The organism is Bacillus sp. CECT 9360, assembly GCF_918741275.1.
GTDB lineage: Bacteria > Bacillota > Bacilli > Bacillales > DSM-1321 > Peribacillus.
Genome location: NZ_CAKKNA010000005.1, coordinates 281338 through 299344 on the forward strand (window position 1 = coordinate 281338; position 18007 = coordinate 299344).

The 18007-nt window shown below is 38.7% G+C and carries 20 protein-coding genes; 1 reads left to right on the forward strand and 19 read right to left on the reverse strand.

All coding sequences use genetic code 11. From position 1 onward, the window contains the following. Window positions 1-114: 114 nt before the first annotated feature. The 11 genes from LQ216_RS08295 to LQ216_RS08345 all read right to left on the reverse strand — a co-directional run bounded on the left by LQ216_RS08295 (window position 115) and on the right by LQ216_RS08345 (window position 11431). Entirely contained in the window at window positions 115-792 is a 678-nt protein-coding gene (locus tag LQ216_RS08295; RefSeq protein WP_230128742.1) for a DUF975 family protein, read from the reverse strand. Between the two features lie 306 nt (window positions 793-1098). Continuing rightward, window positions 1099-2331 (reverse strand): OFA family MFS transporter, encoded by a 1233-nt coding sequence (locus LQ216_RS08300; RefSeq protein WP_230128744.1) that lies wholly within the window; start codon window positions 2329-2331, stop codon window positions 1099-1101. Window positions 2332-2495: 164 nt separating this feature from the next. Continuing rightward, a complete protein-coding gene (locus tag LQ216_RS08305; RefSeq protein ID WP_230128745.1) occupies window positions 2496-2921 on the reverse strand; it encodes an ASCH domain-containing protein in 426 nt (141 codons plus the stop codon). 266 nt (window positions 2922-3187) lie between these two features. Continuing rightward, complete coding sequence (locus LQ216_RS08310; RefSeq protein WP_230128747.1) at window positions 3188-5143, reverse strand: SEC-C metal-binding domain-containing protein; 1956 nt, start codon at window positions 5141-5143, stop codon at window positions 3188-3190. 641 nt (window positions 5144-5784) lie between these two features. After that, window positions 5785-6768, reverse strand: coding sequence for a hypothetical protein (locus tag LQ216_RS08315; protein WP_230128749.1), 984 nt, complete (start codon window positions 6766-6768; stop codon window positions 5785-5787). 45 nt (window positions 6769-6813) lie between these two features. Next, window positions 6814-7188, reverse strand: coding sequence for a hypothetical protein (locus LQ216_RS08320; RefSeq protein ID WP_230128751.1), 375 nt, complete (start codon window positions 7186-7188; stop codon window positions 6814-6816). A gap of 33 nt (window positions 7189-7221) precedes the next feature. Continuing rightward, on the reverse strand, window positions 7222-8028 hold the full coding sequence (locus LQ216_RS08325; RefSeq protein ID WP_230128752.1) for a hypothetical protein: 807 nt from the start codon (window positions 8026-8028) through the stop codon (window positions 7222-7224). Window positions 8029-8049: 21 nt separating this feature from the next. Beyond that, entirely contained in the window at window positions 8050-9636 is a 1587-nt protein-coding gene (locus LQ216_RS08330; RefSeq protein ID WP_230128754.1) for a T7SS effector LXG polymorphic toxin, read from the reverse strand. A 17-nt stretch (window positions 9637-9653) separates the two neighbouring features. Then, window positions 9654-9923, reverse strand: coding sequence for a DUF5344 family protein (locus LQ216_RS08335; RefSeq protein WP_230128756.1), 270 nt, complete (start codon window positions 9921-9923; stop codon window positions 9654-9656). A 12-nt stretch (window positions 9924-9935) separates the two neighbouring features. Further along, the gene (locus LQ216_RS08340; RefSeq protein WP_230128758.1) at window positions 9936-10328 is read right to left on the reverse strand and encodes a DUF5082 family protein; all 393 of its coding nucleotides are present in this window, start codon (window positions 10326-10328) and stop codon (window positions 9936-9938) included. Window positions 10329-10840: 512 nt separating this feature from the next. Further along, window positions 10841-11431, reverse strand: coding sequence for a vWA domain-containing protein (locus LQ216_RS08345; protein WP_230128760.1), 591 nt, complete (start codon window positions 11429-11431; stop codon window positions 10841-10843). Window positions 11432-11530: 99 nt separating this feature from the next. Here LQ216_RS08345 and LQ216_RS08350 point away from each other — a divergent pair, with 99 nt between their 5' ends. Next, entirely contained in the window at window positions 11531-12031 is a 501-nt protein-coding gene (locus LQ216_RS08350) for a hypothetical protein (RefSeq protein ID WP_230128762.1), read from the forward strand. 114 nt (window positions 12032-12145) lie between these two features. On the opposite strand, the gene LQ216_RS08355 is transcribed toward LQ216_RS08350, so the two are convergent. The 8 genes from LQ216_RS08355 to LQ216_RS08390 form a co-directional block, all read right to left on the reverse strand. Continuing rightward, on the reverse strand, window positions 12146-12649 hold the full coding sequence (locus LQ216_RS08355) for a hypothetical protein (RefSeq protein WP_230128764.1): 504 nt from the start codon (window positions 12647-12649) through the stop codon (window positions 12146-12148). Further along, entirely contained in the window at window positions 12646-12912 is a 267-nt protein-coding gene (locus LQ216_RS20500) for a hypothetical protein (protein ID WP_354958709.1), read from the reverse strand. The genes LQ216_RS08355 and LQ216_RS20500 overlap by 4 nt, the downstream gene beginning before the upstream one ends. 216 nt (window positions 12913-13128) lie before the next feature. Beyond that, window positions 13129-14229, reverse strand: coding sequence for a galactitol-1-phosphate 5-dehydrogenase (locus tag LQ216_RS08365; RefSeq protein WP_230128766.1), 1101 nt, complete (start codon window positions 14227-14229; stop codon window positions 13129-13131). 39 nt (window positions 14230-14268) lie between these two features. Next, complete coding sequence (locus LQ216_RS08370; protein ID WP_230128768.1) at window positions 14269-14430, reverse strand: hypothetical protein; 162 nt, start codon at window positions 14428-14430, stop codon at window positions 14269-14271. A 170-nt stretch (window positions 14431-14600) separates the two neighbouring features. Further along, window positions 14601-15632, reverse strand: coding sequence for a zinc-binding dehydrogenase (locus LQ216_RS08375; RefSeq protein WP_230128770.1), 1032 nt, complete (start codon window positions 15630-15632; stop codon window positions 14601-14603). 97 nt (window positions 15633-15729) lie between these two features. Continuing rightward, window positions 15730-16989, reverse strand: a complete 1260-nt coding sequence (locus tag LQ216_RS08380) for a PTS galactitol transporter subunit IIC (protein ID WP_230128772.1) — start codon at window positions 16987-16989, stop codon at window positions 15730-15732. Window positions 16990-17073: 84 nt separating this feature from the next. Beyond that, window positions 17074-17358, reverse strand: a complete 285-nt coding sequence (locus LQ216_RS08385) for a PTS sugar transporter subunit IIB (protein ID WP_230128774.1) — start codon at window positions 17356-17358, stop codon at window positions 17074-17076. Between the two features lie 129 nt (window positions 17359-17487). Then, window positions 17488-17976, reverse strand: a complete 489-nt coding sequence (locus LQ216_RS08390) for a PTS sugar transporter subunit IIA (protein WP_230128776.1) — start codon at window positions 17974-17976, stop codon at window positions 17488-17490. Window positions 17977-18007 lie beyond the last annotated feature (31 nt).

The following is an 18007-nucleotide window of genomic DNA, read 5'->3' on the forward strand; positions in this document are numbered from 1 at the left end:
CTACATAAAAACCATAAAAAATGGCCAACCAGAATAATCCGGTTGGCCGTGCATCATCACTTCAAACCTGAAGCAATTTTGTTTTTGTTTCAAAAAGTCATGAACCGCTACATGTTAAATGACTGGTTCTTCTTCTTCAACACTATTCTGTTTATAGATCAATTTATCATAAAATGCAGCCATGGAAGTTGTCATATAAGGAACGAGCCACAATAGCCCGATTCCTAGTGTGATCATACTAAGAATTCCCCATCCAATGAAGCTTAAGTACATTAGGAAGTATTTCCCTTTGTAGCCCTTCATTCTTTTCTTACTCTCCGTTATCGCTTCAAGTGCGGAATATTCCGGATGGTCTTTCATCAAGAAAAATGCTTGGGAATATGATATCGATTTTATAATACCTGGAACAATCAATAATAAAGACCATAAGATTACAAAAATAACTACTAAAAGAGACGTTCCAATTACTTTAAAATAAGTCCCTGCCTTTTTAAAGATGGCAAACACTTGTGAAATCTGCGCGTTTTCCTGTCTTGATAGATTAAGATAAAACCAATAACTCGCGATTGATAATGGCATGAGGGCAAGCGAGATAAGTAAATTAATTAAATCAGCTGCTATTGGTGTTTCTTCTTGATATAACCAGTTTGTAAAACCGCCGCTTAGGCTGACTTCAACGATCAAGGTCAAAACTGTAGTGATGAAGAACACTAAAAAGGTAAGCAAAACTGCTTTTCCCCATTGTCCTTTTAAAGATGTTAAAGCATGTTTCTTAATTTCTGAAATAGTCATAATTTCCTCCTTTGTTTGGTTAAATTGTACCATGAAGTATTTCTAATGTCATATTATGTTAGACTTTGTCGTTTGTTTGCTGAGAAAGTAATTATCACAAGTTTTTAGCTTAGTGGGAACATGTTGTGGCGTAGGTTGATAAGTAATGTATGCTAACTCTAACTATTATTATGTTAGGGGAGGCAGTTAAATTCCGAAGACTTCGATGGAGAAATTTCAGCTTTCGCTAATACGTTATATAAAAGAGAGATGAGTTTACAGGTAACGATGATTGAATTTGATTTGAGATAAAATAATGACTGTATATCAACCGAGCTTGGTACCCGGTCTAATGTTGTGAACTAGGCGGTCCTTGTTTCCGTCTCTGTCAGATGGTGGTTCATTATCTGGTGCCTTTATTTTTATAGCGATTAATAATGAGATCACGCATAATACGGCAATCAATGTAAAGGTTGGCTTGAATCCACCAAGTGCGGTAGCGATAAAAGATCCGGACAAGGCCCCCAGCCCAAAACCTTGGTAAATCACTCCATAATTTTTTCCCTGATTTTTCAATCCGAAAAAGTCAGCGACAATGGCAGGGAATACGGTAATATTGCCGCCGAAACAGAAGGCGATGCCTGCCACACAAGCAAAGAACAAGGTGTAATTCAGTTCTGCAAATCCTAATACAGTCACGGATACAGCTGTCACTAACAATGCACCAGCTACGACTTTTAGACGGCCGACTCTATCAGACAAGGCACCGAGAACGATTCTTCCCGTTGTATTGAAAATAGCCACGAGTGCCACCGCATTTGCAGCAGCTGCCACATCGAGACCTGCCAAGCTAACACCAATATCTTTCACGATACTAATTAGGTATAAGCCACTCATGCAAGCAGTGAATAAAATGATAAACAATAGGTAGGCTTCCTTTGTTCTCAGCATTTCTTTAACTGTATAATCTTTGCTCTGCACTCCATTCAGGGTCTGAGCCTCTGTGCTTATCTCAGCCTCCCGCACAAGGAACGATCCGCCCACGATCATTATCATGACAATCAATCCCCAATAGAAAAACGCTTGGGAAACACCTACGGATTCAATAAGCGCTCCGTTAATATATTTAAATACCAAGCTTCCGGTACCATAGGCGCCAACCGAGATTCCGGAAATAAGCCCTTTTTTCTCAGGAAACCACTTTAAAAGATTGGATAAAGAAGTAATATACGCAGAACCATCGGCAAAACCTACCACAACACCTGCGAACAGGTAGAGCATCCATAAAGACGAAATCTGAGAACTGAGCATTAACCCTGCTCCCAACAAGATACCAGCAAAACGAATTAGACGGGGAAGTCCCCATTTATCCTGCAACTTACCGGCAAACAGCGTCGAAAATGCCAATGCAAAGCTTGTTATGGAGAATGTTATCGCAACCGAGCTCAATTCCCAGCCAAACCGTTCCACTAACGGCTGGTTGAATAAACTCCAAGTGTAGATTGTACCTAATCCCATCTGTACAACTACGGTTCCCAGCACAATCAGCCATCGATTCATTGCGATCTCCTCTTTTCACCCGGTTTATTATCTAAGGTGTCTCAAAAGAGGATAATTAGTAGTGTTAGTATGAATTACCAGCATTTTTTCGTTCTTCTGCGAAAATTTCCCCATGCAGCGGTATCCTATGGAGTATTATTTAACTACCGATCATAATAGAATTGTTATAAAGCATACTCCCATAATCCAAGCTTTCCTTTGGCTGGAATAAATTCATCCAGCATTTGCATGTCCTTAACTTCCCAAGCATACCCTCCCACTGGAAAGTCACCTAAAAAGTAGTCATTGTCAGATACGATTCGACCATCCTCCAGGACTGCCCATGTCTGGTTGTTTTCAGTCACCTTCAAACATTGTTCCAGCTTGCCTACAGCAATGATCAAACTATTTGGAAGATTCTCAGTTGTATACCCATGCTTACCAAGCAACGATTGAATGGCGACATGGTTGCAGACAGCCTTATCCATTTTTTTACTTGTGTGAATTGCCAGGGGTCCCCGATAATTTGTTTTCCATGATCTTGTTTCATATTTGGCCTCTCCTAAAACAAAAAGGCTTGCCCAAGGCTGGATCATCGATAAAACCTTCATTTTACTGTCTCCAACCTATGAAAATTTACTTTTGGTATATAGTGTCCCTTTAGAAAAATATTATGAGACTAGGCAGAATGGATTTATTAAGGATGGAAAATATAAGCGATAAACATTACTAAAAAGGTATTTTGGGTGGCAATGGACTTTAATAATACACTATCCTCCACGGCTTTCTAACAGAATTCAAATCTCACATACATTAGAGGAAAAGTAAATAACACGGGCATTACAAAATGCCTGTGTTATTTTTTAAGAGGCTTGGTTTATCGGGCTTTTTTCAACCATTCAACCAATTCCATATTTTCTGTCCATATATGCAAATGCTGCTCTGCATAAATAATCGCCTCAGATTCGTCTCCTAATCCGTAGGTGGCTGGAGTAGATCGCGGAAGTTTCTTTTTTCTTGTTAAATAATCGATGACATATGGATTCTTGTCTTTTGCCTGCTTCAATAATTTTTTTGCTTTTTGCGATGGTCCTTTTTTCAAATACTCGATTAAAAGCTTGTTGAATGTCCCATTTGCAGTTATACCTTCATCAAACTGTTTTAAGAGTGATTCAGCCTTTTGGAGCATGCCCTTTTCCACGTAAGCCACGAATAGCTCATACCGGACTCCTTGATTATCCATTGGATTCAATTCAAGGAGTTCCTCATATTGCACAATGGCTTCTTCAAGCTTGCCATTATCGTGTAAAAGCAAGCCATAGTTGAATTTTAACCGCATATATGGACGTGTGCTTACAATTCCCCAAAAATGGCCTTTATTTTCGCTGAAGAATGCTTGTCCTAATTCCTTTTCCCCTGCTTCCATACCTTTCAAATAAAGTTTCTGCCGCTCTTTGGGATCCTTTTCGTACTCTGCCAGAATATTGTATGCGTCTGGACTATTCGGGTATAATTTCAATGCTTTTTTTGCAAGCTGTTTGCGCTCATTTCCTGAAGCTTCAAACGCATCGAATAACAGTTCCTGGGCTGTCTCTTTGTTAGATAACTTTTTTTGCGGCTGTTTTTGATTGTTTAATTGTGCATTCATAAATTCATTCAATTCATCAATCGACTCAAAGTCTCTATCCCCTATTTCCCTCTCCATTTTAAGGAGATCCCGTTCCATCGTGATTCTTGAATTGATGATGGGACTTTCCCTATCCATATCTTCAAAGTCATAATCCGCATTTTCCATCTGTTCTTGCAAATCCACAATTTCTTCATAAAGGACATTCTCAAACTCTTTTAATTTTGACGAAATACTGCTACTGGAGACTCGGAATTCTTCCGCCAATTCTTTTTGTGTTCTATACTCTCCGAACGGGAGCAATTGATCAACTAAATAGACTAAAGTTGCTTCGTATACGCTCGATTTTTTTATGGTTGGATTCCTTAACAGGGAGTACCTGTTCCAAAGGAATACGCCCAGATTAATAACGGTTTCGTCATACTTATTTTCCTTCATATACTTTTCGTAATTGAAAGCAACTTCCTTTTGTTTCGCCGAATTCCACTCTAAATTGTCAATGGACACAACCGCTTTTCCAAACATGAAGAGGTCAAGCACTTCAAGAAAAGAAGTAACCATAAAGTCAATAGGGTTATTTCCCCCACTGCTCTCATATAAATGTAGCACTTCGTCTTTCAGTTCCCCTGAAACATCGGCTGGCATGCTAAGAAATGTTGTAAAAAATACAGATGCCGGACCAGCAGGCAAAATGGTTCCTAATACCAATCCACCGGTCTCAACGCCATGTTCCTCTCCAAGTTCTTTAACCTTTTGCACCTCTCCTGTAAAAATATCTTGAACGGTTAGATACTGATGATCGTCTTGATGTTGAATGATGGAAACAGAAGGTTTCGCATTCTTCCATGAACGCACAATATCCTGAACTCTTTGTCTTTTGAATTTCCCTATATGTCTATCAATATACTCGGCCAATATGGTTTTTCCATCTATCTTGACTGAAGTTATAAACCACGTACTCGCAAAAAAGCGAAACATCTCCATAGCTTCCTCAGGAATATCAAATTCCCTGTCATGCTCTTTCAGATAATCATCCATTATTGCCTGGTAGTTTTCCATAAAATAATGAATAATATCGATCTGGATCTCCTGCAATTCAGTTTCTATCAGTTGCTCCATAGAAAAAACATTATTCTTCCCACAGCACTTCTTATATTTTTTCCCGCTGCCACAAGGGCATAAATCATTCCGTCCAACCGTAGCCATTGGCCGAACTCTCCTTTCAACAGATCGTTAATTTAATGATAGCAAATTGATTCTTTGTCTTCGCCTATAGTTTCAATCAACAACACTATTCTCTATTATTATCGCTTATTGAATGAATAAACCCAAATAAAAACAAAAAAGCAACTCCCTTTTAAGGGTTAGTTGCTTTTTTGTAAAATGAGTTACGAGACGAGATTCTCGTTATTTTTTCAATCGCAGGAATGTCTGTGATGCCCAGTCTAATATCTTTAGCCAGCGTTTTTGCTGGCTTCTAAAATTTATTCACATACTACGTCTTTACACTCTTCTTTTAATTTTGGAAAATTCTCTGATTCACCTATTGAATCAATCCTGTTCAAGGTTGGATTTACATTAGTATGAAAGGTTACATTTTTTCATTCACATAGCCATATATAAAAATTGTATCTAACGGAGAGTATTCAGTTTTTGTAATCACAATGGATTCAACATCGTAATAATTACTTTTAATATATTGTTTTGTGATTGTTTGAGCTTCCTTAAATTCATTTTGTTCATTTAGATGTTACACACTCATCATTACTAGAATAATAAGTCAAAAACAGATAAAAACACTAGGAATCTTTTCATAGATTTCCCTACTACTATCCAGTTTTGGCGTTTTAGGATGCTTTCTTTACTGTCTTAGGGCGTAAACAAGCAATGAAGGATAAAAGTAAGATGATAACTTCAGTTTGCAAACCAAACAACCATACGTATGATCCGCCTTCCTCGACCCAGCTATTTTTATTCACATTGAATAGCAGCAGCATGACGATTAACAGGACATTCCCCTTCACAAAAAAAGAAATTCCTCTTTGAATGGAAAACGGCTTTGTTTCAGATGAATTTTTCTTTTTGGCCACAGTTACGGTTAGGAATTCCTCCAAACTGCGTTCGATAATCCGAAAATATTGTTCAACGGTACTACTGGTCGCAATAATCTGGTTATTTTTCACTTGTTGATAATCAATCGACCAAATGTATTCTTTTCCTGGAACAAAAAGAACGGTTGAATCAGCCTGATTGTGAGTGTTCTTCGTATAATCGATTGAATTCACACTCTGTCCATTCGCTTTAAAGTCTTCTAAAAAGCGGCGGATTTGATGTTCATAGCTTTCATCCCGAATCATTTTCTCAAGTTCTTCCCGCTCGATGGCATGAATCAAATCGTAGGTCTCTGTATCTATTTCAAGATTCATTTTGACGGGATCTTCCCTTGCTGACGGATCGAAGCCATAAAACTCGCATAGCATGGAGTAGAAACCGGAATCTAGGGATTGCACGGAAAATGTATGTTGAGCATTATGTACTGATTCAATAAGGACATTTTTTTCATCGATAGAATGAATGATCAAGTAATCCTGCCCTTTTTCAAAACGAACTTTCCGTTGAGCCTGAGCCAGATGGCCAAGGATAGAGGCCAGTTCTGTCGAGGATGATTCTGCTTTTAAAAAATACTCAGCCTTATTTATTGCTTCACTCAGTTCTTTTTTCTTCATTTTATGTTCTCTACCCAGTTGCTTAGCCTTATTCTTGAATCCAGCTTGGAACAAAGCCCCAATAAGTGCCCGGGTGGAAAGGACTGCCGTTTCTTTCGTTATCATATATTTACTCCCCAATGAACGATATGTATTGTTGAAAACCTTTTTCTAATTAAAAATGCCGATAATGCCAAAACCAATCCAAACAAGTGAAAGGAAAAAGCATACAGCAAGTAATTTGTTGACTAAAAGCGGGAGACGGTTTAAGACTTTCTGTACATAATAATTGATACCTGATGTAAAAATAGCAACATATTTAATAAAATAATGGACAAAACCGCTTCTCTCTTCATGAACATTCGTTTCGTAAAGACCCAGTATAAGACGCTGAGTGAAAATCGAAAAGAAGGCAAACACCGCGTTGCTGGCAAGCAGTAAGGGAACATAAGAACTTGGAATAGGGACATCAATCCCGCTCAATGTAAGAGAGAGAAGAGTAAAGATACCAAATGCCAGAATAAAACCGATTATTTTTTTACTCATCTGAAAATACCACTTCCTGATTTATTAGTGAGATTAACTATTTGCAGCTGTTTCCTGAAGGAAATAGTCGAGGATATCCTGGTTTAATCTGCTGCAATAGTCGTTTGTTTCTGTAGGTACGATATAAACCTCCTCCTCCTGAATTTTTTCATAGTCGAGATGCCAGATAAATTGTTCACTCGGAAGCATAAAGATCACGTGTTTAATATCCATAAAATCCTTGATGTAATCCATTTCCATGAATGACAAATTATCAAATTGCTGAAGATTTTTTTTAAAATCATAAAAGAAATGTCTCAATTCAGCCTCTAAATTCTCATCGTTAATCATTCTTTCAAGAACTGAATGGTCTAGCTGGTGCAATTCGTCAAACATATCATTCGATAATAGCAAGGTTTGTATATCCTTAGTGGATTCATAATCACTTGAATCTAACCTGAAATGTTTTAACAATAGATTAGTAACTCCGTCTTCCAATTTTTTCAATGAAAAAGAATGCATTTGATTGCCTATATCCTGAACCAACACATTTTTCTGATCAATTAAATGGATGAGAAGAACGCGATCTTCTCTAATGCATCTCACCTTTTTCTTGGAATGAACAAGCAGATGCATTAGATCCTCCACCCCTGCTACTAGCATCGTAGAACGGTTATCATCCCAATATCCTTTGGACTTAAGTGAAATCTCTGTTTGCAGAATGAAACGTTTGACTTCCTCTCCATCCTCGATAATTTCCATACTGTTTAACACCTGGCTAGCCATGCTTTCATGCCCGCATAAGGCAAGAGAAGTAGCCAGTTCATGTGTAGATAGATTAATAGAATTAGAATTGGTCATTGTGGTCTCCTTCAAGTTAATCTAATTGAACAAGCCCGAAACAAAGTCTCTCGCGTCAGTTACCTTATCCTTTATATCGTCAGCAACATCCTTCGCTGCTTTTGAAGCTTCTTTGTATGTCTCTCCAGCCCATTTCCCTGCCTTTTCTCCAACATCCTTAATGTTATCTTCCAACTTAATCGAAGCGACTATTCCGATTGTTGCTCCCACAGCTCCCCCAATAAGCGTTCCAGGCCCAGGAAAAATCATGGTTCCTATTGCCGCCCCTCCTGCCGTCAAGCCGGCAACACCGATGTCCATCCCAATCCCTGCAGCCGCTCTTCCGCCCTTTTCCCATTCTGATTTGTACTTGTTTTGATCACTCATAAATTCTCCTGCATTCGTACCAAGAGAGAATATGATTCCTACATAAGGTATTTTCCGGGCTATCGTTTGGACCGATTTGGCATCCGCAAGCTGGGCAACGGTGGCTCTGGCATCGACAGCAGCACGTTTATACTTTTCTGCCTGACTTGCAGAAAATTTCAGATATGGATGTTGCCCTTGTAATAATTTAAGATTACTCAGCACGTTCGTCCCCGGATTTAAACCAACCAAATGCCGTAGCATTCTGCTGGGAGCATTTTGAAACTTGGAAAAATAATTTTGAATGCTGGTAATCGTACTGGCACTGCCTTTCTTCAGAATTTCATGAATGGTGTCCGCTAGCTTTGAAACATACATTCCATTTCTACCTTTTATCCAATCAGGATGGGCTTTCACAATAAAGTTTCCTTTCCCATCTCTTGTCAGGACAATTCGATTCGATAATAGAATAGTGGCTGTGACTGTTCCTTTTAACGCTTCCATTCCACCATTCAATTTTCCTATCTTATCCAACCAGTCAGCTACATTCCCACCAAGCGTTGAATCACCCTGTTCTACAGATAATTCTGTAGCAGAATCAATTAATTTGTTGATGACATCATTCTCTGCAAGAAACCGGTCAATTTCTTTAACCGTGCTTTCGCTCAAAACGATGCCACCCTTAGACCAGCCTTTTATTTTACCAATAAAAGAAGAAATGTTTTGAAGCTGATCTTGTGAGGACTTCAGTCCATTCACACTTTGATGGTCAAGTTCATTAAGTTTTTCCATTGTCGATTTGTTATGTAAACGTGCCTGTTCTAAGGGATAATGAATTGGTGCTATTGTAAGAGCAGAACTACTAACGATATCGCTCACTTTGCTAAAATCACTATTGATCTCTTCAATTATATCTTCTGTTAACCGCTCAAGCTGATCTAACCCTTGTTTGACATCATGCTCAATAAAGTCCTGTCTAACTAAACCATTATCATTTTCGTAACTAGAAATTAAACTTCTTATATCCGTCAACTGTTTTTCATACTCATCTAAAAATTGATTAATTAACAGAATGGCGGGAATATGAAGGATTGTAAAGTGTTCTTTAACCGCTTCCCCCGTTTTGCCTGTAAGAGAATGGTCAAGATCGATAACTCTGTTCATTGAGTTTCGGATATCCAGTATTTGTTTTCTCTCTGTATTCTTTCTCTTAATGGAAGCATCAAGCTCAGGAAGAACTTCCGAAACTTTAATTATTTTCATATTAAATCCTCCCGCAATTACCGGATTCTACGAGCAAGCTCTTGATCGACTGAAAGTACTTCTTCAATACTGGCCCATGCATCTTGCTCAATTTCTGCTAATAGGTTTTTGTATTGCTCTATAACATGATAATATTTCTGCTCAATTTGGCTAATTCGATCGGTCAAATCTAATTTACTAACAGTGAAATGGAGTTGTGGATTACTTGTGTTAAGAGCATTAATCTTGCTCTTCAATTCATTAAAGACATCTTCCACTTCACTTCTAACCACTTTTATTTCAGCCATTCGTTTCGCTCCTCACTTCTCAACATTTCTTAATTGGGCAATCCTCTCCCGTTTGGATGAAATCGAGTTTGCTAGAGTTTGATTTATTCCCTCGTAATAGGAAATTTTGTCTTCAATATTTTCTAACATATTCTCGATATCTTGATTTCCAATTCTGACATATGCCTCTTCGATATAATTTCGAAACTCCAAGAAATCATTGGCATGACGACCATCCCAAACAACTGATGAAAGCTGAGGTTCATCAATGAATCTTTTGTTATGAAAAAAATCTTCCTGCTTTATCTCGATGTTTTTATGAGCGTGTTTAAGACGAACAAGCTTTTCTGTATTTTGATGTAATTGATTATTTAAATAAGATATGTCGTTATACAATTTGCCTATAACGTGATCATTATCGTCCATATTATCACCTCATTTATGTTCGAAATCCATGACTTATGTACGCGTTCCCACTTTTTGCTAATATGACTATCTTATAAAAAATCCACCAAATTTGATACTAATAGAGTATGGAAATTACCAAAATAGAACTTTTTTACTATAAATAGGAGTTCCTGCTTTTTAATTATGAAAAACTCATAAAACAGCATGATTTGCTAAATTATCTTCCCCCTATTAACTAATTTTATTAAGATAAGAGACTGTAAAAAGTGTCACATTCTGTAGTTTTTTGTCTAGTGTATACATACATAAAAAGCATCCAAGTGGATGCTCGATAAAAAAACATTAACCTGCTCCTTAAGACCATAATTTTACGCTCATTGGATGAATCATTATGATACAAGCAGCCTTTTTCTACTTATCCCTTGTTCTGCACAGAAAAAATCGATGTGTCTGATCATCAGAAGATACAGCATTGGAATCAATGCGGGCTTCCTTTATGTTAACCATATATGTCTTCCTCTTACCTGGATTTATTGTTTTTTCTGTCTCCTTACCGCCAATTCCTCTTCCACCCGGATATACATACTTTCCACACCAGTACTTGATGCTTCAAAGTTATAGGCATCATCCATACTAATCCCAATACTATCCGCTTCTTTTGCTGCATCAAGGTTTGCCCCAATAAAAATAAACTCCCAACTATATTTCTGTTTCTGGTGTTGTATCATCTCTTTTACTTTTTCATAGGTAAATTCACGGCTCGAATTTTCCATGCCGTCAGTTGTAATGACGAATATAACCTTGCCGGGTTTTCGTTCCTCGCTGCTCTTCGACAACCTGTACCCCACATCCAAAATGGTCTTCCCCACTGCATCCAGCAATGCCGTAGACCCTCTCACAAAATAATCCTTATCCGTCAGTCTTGCATGGCTTGCATCAATGCCATTCCATAATACTTCATACTGGTTATCAAAAAGTACTGTTGTAAGCAGCGTTTCGCCTTCCAGCCGGCATTGTTTTTCAATTAAAGAATTAAACCCGCCAATGGTATTACTTTCAAGCCCCGCCATAGACCCGCTCCTATCAAGCAAGAAAATTATATCTGTTAGATTGCTGTTCATACCAATCATCCTCCCAAATTATTAATCATGATATAATAGTAGCTGAGTTTATCCATGATTTGGTCGCCTCGAAAGCGACATTTTTGGGAGGCAGATGATATGCTCGATGAAAAGATACTTAGAGAAATTCAGGAGTATGTAGACAGTTACATTAACGAAGATTTTGCATTGGTTGTTAGTCCGGAATCTTTTAAGCTGGAGGAAACCCTTCAGGACATACATAATGATGAGTTAGAGGATTTTATAAAAACCAATCGTAAACCATTATTCAATCAGGTATTGTTTAGCTTTATCGAAAAAATAGGGGCCAGTGACCCAGAAATCTACAATAAAGCAGGAATTGACCGTAAACTTTTTTCAAAAATACGTAATTCAAACTACAGACCAGGGAAAAATACCGTTATTGCTCTTGCCTTAGCCCTCGAGCTAAATATAGAAGAAACCGATTCGCTTTTGAGTTCGGCTGGTTACTCCTTGTCAGACAGTGACACTTACGATTTGGTTCTTCAGTTCTGTTTAGAGAAGAAAATTTATAATATTCATGATGTCAATCAAGCCTTGGACTATTTCAGTCTGAAGCCTTTGATTGGATCACTGTAATAAGTAGGAGATGGCCCATAAGTAAATACACTTCATGGGGACACCTCCTATTTCTTATTTTGGGATTATATTAAGCCGCAAAAATAATATGAATTAAAGAATTTTTTGAACAGGTTAAGTAGAAGCAGCCGCTGTATTATTCTTTTCGATCGCATTGATTCCCATTACTATAGCAATTAATTCTTCAGATGGGAGCTCGTCTGTATAATTTTGCAATTGATAAGTCGGTGATGAAAAAAACCCGCTGATCTTCGCAAATGTAGCTGCCAATTTCTTCTCCGCTTTATAAATCTCATATTGCTTTGAGAAGGCCTCTGATTTTACTAGAAAGGATCCTCGCTCATAAGCATGATATTCATACTTCTTTGCGAAAAAAGTGAACTTTTGTTTTAGCACACCAATCTCTTGCCCCTGGTTATCATATACTTTCCATTTAGATCTCAGTACAGGGAACTTAGCGCTAATCACCAGGTTACCTTCTGAATCCAATACATCCACTCCGGAAGAAAACACACTTTTCAAATCCAGCTCTCCTACTTTTTCTTTGGATTCATTATATATTTCGGTCCTTCCAGCTGAAAAGAAATTGTCAGTAAAGTAAAGTGATTCCCGGCTCATAGAGATCCTTCTTTCATTAAAGGTTTTTGAAATTTCGCAACTAAATGCTGAAAAGAATCCTCTGAAATTTTCAATAAAAATACGATCTGGTGTTTTTTTGCAGATGATGGTGGCTTGTCAGAAGGATTTGATGCATTGGAGGATTTTAAACGGCTGCCTTCAAACGATACTGGCGGGATATGGACGACCAGAAGCGATAGTTGGCCACCTGTCATAGAAAGCAGCCATTTAGAATAACCGTTTGCCACAATAGAAACGAACATCAACCCCAGTCATGGGCCTGTGCCTACATCCGTTTGAAGCATTGCCTCTTGTTCGCCCATTTTAATTCCATGCACTGTAATATTATCTACTCGATGGGGACAACAGCGGTATCTAAGTTTTTTATAGCTTCCACAGATGGAATCCACCATGTGACAACCTAAGGCGATCTTGATTATGACATGCCTGGAATGGTTGGTTTTCTACCTGTATTCTGCTTATTTTTCCACTCCTATTGCTTCGTTATTGAACTGGCCTGTTAGTTCCATTTCTTCTGGATGAAAAATAATTTTCACAGAATCTATTTCCCGATTTATGATTTTTCGGAATACCTCCGGACCTTCCTGTAAAGACAGCCGATGAGAGATCATTGGTCCAGACTTGATTTGCCCAGTGCCTATATAATGTACGGTTGATGTCCATTCTTTACCAGGGAAAGGGGCTGAAAGTGCATTCCATGATCCATGAATTTTTAATTCATTACGGACAATTTTTTCAAAATAGAATCGTTCAATTTGAATATCTGCATATGGTATCCCCATAAATACAACTTCTCCGCCTTTTCGAGGCAAGGCGAATACTTGTGCCGAAGTAATCGGAGAACCTGCTGATTCCACAGCAAGATCAACACCGCGGCCATTCGTGTATTCCATAATTTGTTCATGTGCTGGTCTTTCTAATGAATTAATCGCGATATCCGCTCCAAGCTCTTTCGCAATTTGCAGTTTGTTATCGTCAATGTCAATGGCATAAACTTTTTTTGCCCCAAAGATTTTAGCCCATTGTACCGCCAGTAAACCAATGCTTCCAACACCCATAATGGCTACTTCTGCTCCCGGTTGAATACTAGTATGATAGAAACCGCGGGCTACTACGGCTGACGGTTCCACTAATGCCGCAGTATCATAGTCTACATGATCTGGAAGCGGGATGATATGGCTTTCAGGCAGTTTCGTATATTCTGCAAAAGCTCCAGGAAGGTAAGCACCTATTACATGCAGTCTTTCACATTGAGCCGGTTCTCCTCTACGGCAGCTTTCACACTCTCCGCATACGAAGGCCGGACAACCTGCAACACGGTCCCCAACTTTAATTCCTTTCACGGCTGGGCCGACTTCTGTTACTTCGCCGGAGAATTCATGACCAAAGGTCATTCCCGCCACATAAGGTCCAAGTTTTTTATATCTGGACATATCTGAACCGCATATCCCTACAGACTTCACTTTAATAATCACATCGTCATCGTTTTCGATCAGAGGTTCGGTAACATTATCTTCAAAACGCAGGTCCTGTGTTCCGTATAATTTTAATGCTTTCACTATTAACACCAATCTTTCCATTTTCAATGATGGTATCTATTAGTTTGTTGTTTCCTTCTTTGCATTGCTTTTTTTACTAAAAATGAGTTTATACGCTGCAATCCCAACAATTATAGAGTTAAAAATGACCTGGTATTCAAAATAAAATTGACTTATTCCTCTTAAGGATCCCAACATAAAATCCAAAAACGTTTCTACCATTTTTTATCCTCTTTTCTATGAAAACCAGATATACGATTCGGTAACATCATAATCGTATTCCCTTTTCAATGTGATTAGTAATCAGCATTTGAAACCCTGCCGTTAATTATGGTTACTGCACCGCCCTTGCTTATCCATTTATACTCCCCCCTTCCTATTGTTCTCTTTATTTAGTCCACTGGTGTTAACAATACTTTAATGGCTTCACCGCTTTTAATTGCTTGGTAGGCTTCTTCCCATTGAGAAATAGTAAATTCATGTGTTACTAATGCTTTTGCATTAACCTTTCCTTCATTCATTAGTGCAAGCGATGGTTCCCAGTCAGCAGGCTTTTGACTTCTGCTTCCCACTACTTGGATTTCTTTTTGGATGATTTTTTCAAGATCAAATGGAATGTCAGGCTGAGCGAAAAGGCCAACTTGTGCATATTGCCCTTTTTTGTGCAGCAGATCAAGTCCTTGCTTAGCAGCCGGAACTGCACCGGAACATTCTAAAACTACATCAGCACCGTAACCATCTGTTAACTTATTGACAAGATCTTTTACGTCCTCTTTCTGTGTATTCACCACATAATCGATTCCCAGTTCTCTTGCTTTATCTAAACGAACCTTATCATTTGTAAGGCCGGTGATGATCACCTTGCCGCCTCGTGCTTTAGCAACTTGGGCAGCTAATAGCCCGATGGGTCCAGGACCAATTACTACGACAATATCCCCTTCATTAATCTCCGTCTTCGCTGCTGCGTGGTACGTACATGCTAATGGTTCTGTCATGGCTGCTGATTGGAAGTCCACATTTTCAGGAAGCAAGTGAACACTTTCTTTGCGGGCAATCAGGTATTTGGAAAAAGCCCCATCTTGCTGTGTGCCTAAACCTTTACGGTGGCTGCAAAGATTGTAGTCGCCTGACTTGCAATACCTGCACTCTCCACAAATATAATACGTCGTTTCAGAAGTTACACGGTCACCGACTTTAAAATCAGTTACTCCTTCTCCAATTTCTACAATAACACCAGAAAATTCATGACCTAAAGTAACAGGGACGCCTACTTTGTAATGTCCTTCATACGTATGAATATCGGAGCCGCAAATACCAGCGTATTTCACTTCAATTTTGATTTGGTTTTTTCCGGGTGATGGTACGGGTTTATCCTGAATTTCTAAATGGCCGAAGCCATGTTCTGTTTTGACTAATGATTTCATTGTCAATGCCTCCTATCCCCTGATGAAAATCGTGTATTTACTCGAAAGGTACATACACGATTCCCATTCTCTTTTATTAGCTTTGTAGAATTAAATACTAATTAAATATCGAAAATATTTTCCAAATAACATAGTTTACTAAGTTACCGCCCTGATCAATACTTGAAACACTTGCTGATCCTTCAGGCAGGTTGATTTGAGCATCTTTCGCCATCTCTGTAAATATAGGTGCAATATCTGTTGCCATGTAAAGGGAAAGCGCTATCATTATTGTTCCAACAATTAAAGAATGAATGATGTTTCCTCGTGCTGCCCCTACAACGAATGCGATTACAAATGGAATTGTCGCCAAGTCCCCGAATGGCAGTACAGCGTTGCCTGGTAATATAACCGCCAGCAATACGGTAATTGGTGTCAAAATCAGTGCGGTTGCGATTACGGATGGGTGTCCTAGCAATACCGCTGCATCAAGTCCAATATAAATTTCCCTATCACCAAAGTGTTTGCTTAACCAAGTACGGGCTGATTCGGATACAGGCAATAACCCTTCCATCAAGATCTTAACCATACGCGGCATTAATACCATTACGGCAGCCATTGACATACCGATTTCGATAATATCGCCAACACCGTATCCTGCTAATGCTCCGATTGCTGCCCCGAGAATTAAACCCATTACCATGGAGTCCCCAAAGATACCAAAACGTTTTTGTATCGTGTCAGGATCTGCGTTTAACTTGTTCAATCCAGGAATTTTTTGAATGCCTTTTACTAAGAGAATAAACGGCGCGTAGGAAATCGTACTGCCGGTTGCCACTGAAACACCTGGCATATCATAGAATTCGCTAACCATCGGTTGAGTCCAGTCAGCAACTTTAAGACATACAATCTGGAAGATTGCGGCTGCGATCAAACCTTGAACTATGCTGCCTGAAATGGTGTATATCAAAGCACCCATAAATGTATAATGCCAATAGTTCCAAATATCCACATTCATTGTTTTCGTTGTCTTTGTCAAAAGCATGACAACGTTTACAACAAGCCCGAGCGGAATGATAAATGCCGCTATTACAGATGCCCATGCAACTGATGATGTTGCCGGCCAACCTACATCAATAACGTTTAATTCTACACCTAATCGATCAACCATCCCTTGAGCAGCTGGACCAAGGTTTTTCGTTAATAAATCGATAACCAGGAAAATACCGACAAATGCAACCCCGATGGTTAAACCAGAACGAAATGCTTTACCAGGTTTTTGGCCGAAGAGTAATCCCAATAAGAAAATGACCACTGGCAGAATAACGGTTGCACCCAGACCTAGAAAGCCTTGGATAAAATCGACAAATGCTTGCATGAAAATGCCCCCTCACGATTAATGTGCAGTCCTTTTGGATTTTCTTAAAAGAATGAATCCATGACTATCACATCTATCTATAGATTATTTTTTTAGTGCTTCTAAAATCTGTTGTTTCGTTTCTTCAATCCCAATTCCAGTCAAGAAATTACGGGCATTGATTACCGGAAAATTATACTCTTTCTTCGTCATCGCTGTCGTAACCAGTAGATCTGCTGTATCTTCATAAGCCGCCACTTCCGCAATTTTTATTTGAATCAGATTAACATCGAGCTTATGTTCTTTTGCCATTTCTTCAATTGCGTTATTTACCACCGTTGAAGTTGCAATCCCTGCTCCACATGCTACCAGTACTTGTTTTTTTGCCATTTTTATAGCCTCCTATTTATATAAGATCTACTTTACTATCAAAAGCATGCTACTAATCTTTCGTTTTAAATTCGTCTAGCTTTTCGCAATTTTCCCAATTCCGGTTGCAAGAACCTGCTTTTTTGCCATTTATCTTTCACCTCCTTGAAGTACGACAAGATCTAAAGTGTTTTCCAGAAGGTTTTTCACCTCTGTTTTATTCTTTTGATTCACTATACTTTTAAGAACCTCTTCATTCCGAAATACTTGCATAAGATTTTGTAAAAGTGAAAGCTGGGAATGAGCCTCATCCATAGCTAACATAAATATTAATTGGACAGGCGTTGTCTCGCTATCGCTACCCATAATGACGAAATCAACCGGCTTTTTTAATACGGCTACGCTGATTGTTTTTTTTATTACATGGTCAACATCGGTATGGGGAATGGCTACAGAAACTCCAGCGGTTGGCAGGCCTGTTGCAAATTCTTTTTCCCTGTTAATGATGGCAGGAATAAAACTCTCTTTTACTAACCCTTTATCCACTAGATTCTGTGCGATCACTTCAAGTATTTCTTCTTTGGAATCGCCGTCAACATCGAGTAAAATGACAGATTCATCAAAAACCAATTCACTCATATCTACACCCCTATTTGTTTGAACTTTCCTC

What these genes read in the sequence shown, in the direction of transcription:
- LQ216_RS08295 (WP_230128742.1), bottom strand. Translation starts at nt 792, where the DNA reads ATGACTATTTCAGAAATTAAGAAACATGCTTTAACATCTTTAAAAGGA.
- LQ216_RS08300 (WP_230128744.1), bottom strand. Translation starts at nt 2,331, where the DNA reads ATGAATCGATGGCTGATTGTGCTGGGAACCGTAGTTGTACAGATGGGA.
- LQ216_RS08305 (WP_230128745.1), bottom strand. Translation starts at nt 2,921, where the DNA reads ATGAAGGTTTTATCGATGATCCAGCCTTGGGCAAGCCTTTTTGTTTTA.
- LQ216_RS08310 (WP_230128747.1), bottom strand. Translation starts at nt 5,143, where the DNA reads ATGGCTACGGTTGGACGGAATGATTTATGCCCTTGTGGCAGCGGGAAA.
- LQ216_RS08315 (WP_230128749.1), bottom strand. Translation starts at nt 6,768, where the DNA reads ATGATAACGAAAGAAACGGCAGTCCTTTCCACCCGGGCACTTATTGGG.
- LQ216_RS08320 (WP_230128751.1), bottom strand. Translation starts at nt 7,188, where the DNA reads ATGAGTAAAAAAATAATCGGTTTTATTCTGGCATTTGGTATCTTTACT.
- LQ216_RS08325 (WP_230128752.1), bottom strand. Translation starts at nt 8,028, where the DNA reads ATGACCAATTCTAATTCTATTAATCTATCTACACATGAACTGGCTACT.
- LQ216_RS08330 (WP_230128754.1), bottom strand. Translation starts at nt 9,636, where the DNA reads ATGAAAATAATTAAAGTTTCGGAAGTTCTTCCTGAGCTTGATGCTTCC.
- LQ216_RS08335 (WP_230128756.1), bottom strand. Translation starts at nt 9,923, where the DNA reads ATGGCTGAAATAAAAGTGGTTAGAAGTGAAGTGGAAGATGTCTTTAAT.
- LQ216_RS08340 (WP_230128758.1), bottom strand. Translation starts at nt 10,328, where the DNA reads ATGGACGATAATGATCACGTTATAGGCAAATTGTATAACGACATATCT.
- LQ216_RS08345 (WP_230128760.1), bottom strand. Translation starts at nt 11,431, where the DNA reads ATGAACAGCAATCTAACAGATATAATTTTCTTGCTTGATAGGAGCGGG.
- LQ216_RS08350 (WP_230128762.1), top strand. Translation starts at nt 11,531, where the DNA reads ATGCTCGATGAAAAGATACTTAGAGAAATTCAGGAGTATGTAGACAGT.
- LQ216_RS08355 (WP_230128764.1), bottom strand. Translation starts at nt 12,649, where the DNA reads ATGAGCCGGGAATCACTTTACTTTACTGACAATTTCTTTTCAGCTGGA.
- LQ216_RS20500 (WP_354958709.1), bottom strand. Translation starts at nt 12,912, where the DNA reads ATGTTCGTTTCTATTGTGGCAAACGGTTATTCTAAATGGCTGCTTTCT.
- LQ216_RS08370 (WP_230128768.1), bottom strand. Translation starts at nt 14,430, where the DNA reads ATGGTAGAAACGTTTTTGGATTTTATGTTGGGATCCTTAAGAGGAATA.
- LQ216_RS08375 (WP_230128770.1), bottom strand. Translation starts at nt 15,632, where the DNA reads ATGAAATCATTAGTCAAAACAGAACATGGCTTCGGCCATTTAGAAATT.
- LQ216_RS08380 (WP_230128772.1), bottom strand. Translation starts at nt 16,989, where the DNA reads ATGCAAGCATTTGTCGATTTTATCCAAGGCTTTCTAGGTCTGGGTGCA.
- LQ216_RS08385 (WP_230128774.1), bottom strand. Translation starts at nt 17,358, where the DNA reads ATGGCAAAAAAACAAGTACTGGTAGCATGTGGAGCAGGGATTGCAACT.
- LQ216_RS08390 (WP_230128776.1), bottom strand. Translation starts at nt 17,976, where the DNA reads ATGAGTGAATTGGTTTTTGATGAATCTGTCATTTTACTCGATGTTGAC.